The organism is Cysteiniphilum litorale, assembly GCF_003428165.1.
Taxonomy (GTDB): domain Bacteria; phylum Pseudomonadota; class Gammaproteobacteria; order Francisellales; family Francisellaceae; genus Caedibacter; species Caedibacter litoralis.
Window position 1 is genome coordinate 1 of record NZ_QLIQ01000142.1, and the last position, 1,016, is coordinate 1,016.

General features: G+C 35.9%; 1 protein-coding gene. It reads left to right on the plus strand.

The genetic code is table 11. From position 1 onward, the window contains the following. Positions 1-199: 199 nt before the first annotated feature. On the plus strand, positions 200-358 hold the full coding sequence (locus DNJ75_RS15475) for a hypothetical protein (RefSeq protein ID WP_157968412.1): 159 nt from the start codon (positions 200-202) through the stop codon (positions 356-358). Positions 359-1,016: the final 658 nt, after the last annotated feature.

Here is a 1,016-nt window from a genome sequence, read left to right on the forward strand (position 1 = left end):
ATCAAAGTAGGATTAAGTAGTCTGGCTGAGGCGAAAGAAACAATGGCTTTGCATGAAGCTATTGTTGATTGGATAGAGATGCTTAAAGCTGAATCTGGCTATCATAAAGATATTGAGCTTAAAGTAGAACGCTGGGAGCCAATACGATAATATTGTTTTTTAAATTAAAGCTAAAACTCATACGATAAGGAGCAATGCAATGGATGCAAGTCATGGATTAACTGATGAACAGAAATTACAAAAAGCAATTGCAATGTCAAAAATTGGCGTGCCATTATCTGTCATTGCTAAAGTAATGGATGTGCCATTAACATCGATTAGTAACCTAAGACATGAAAGGGCAAATTGCAGCGAATAAAAACTTTCATTTTTTTGGCTTTTGCCTCTTCACTCCGATCGGTTTGATTTGCTATGATCAAGTCGATGACAACCATATATACCAATCCAGTTATACATGAAAAGCTTTGGTTGTAGCTGCGATGAACTCAAGTAATCGTATGTATAAAAGGGAAGATTTAAGGCGTTGTATATGAGGTTAACGAATATACAGCATGCATCATAACTTAAGTCTTTGAAAATAACGGTAGTAAATCATATAAGTGAAGACCTTGCATTGCTTGAGTAGCTTATATGTTTTGTAGTGAAGAGTCAGCGTAAATAACTGGAGTAACTATAAAGTGCTATTGATGATGCCTATACCCTGCTTAGGTATAGTCGTGATGTTTAACAATTGAATGTCACACATTAATTATTGTGTGATCATTGTATTAGCCAGCGGGCTTTTGTCCGCTGGGCAAATGTTCTCTGGCTGTTGTCTAATCCATAACAAAAGGAGAACGTATGCAACTTAAATATGATAGACTATCTTTATATGAGGCATTGATACATATTGACCTACCGCACGAGAAATCGCGCCAGTTAGTTGATATTATCGCCAATGTAAAGATTGAAAATGTTTATGCTAAACATGAGGTCGATTCTATGTTAACTGATGCAATGAAAGAAGTGCTCAAACA

Coding starts and splice junctions, on each gene's coding strand:
- DNJ75_RS15475 (WP_157968412.1), top strand. CDS start 200: ATGGATGCAAGTCATGGATTAACTGATGAACAGAAATTACAAAAAGCA.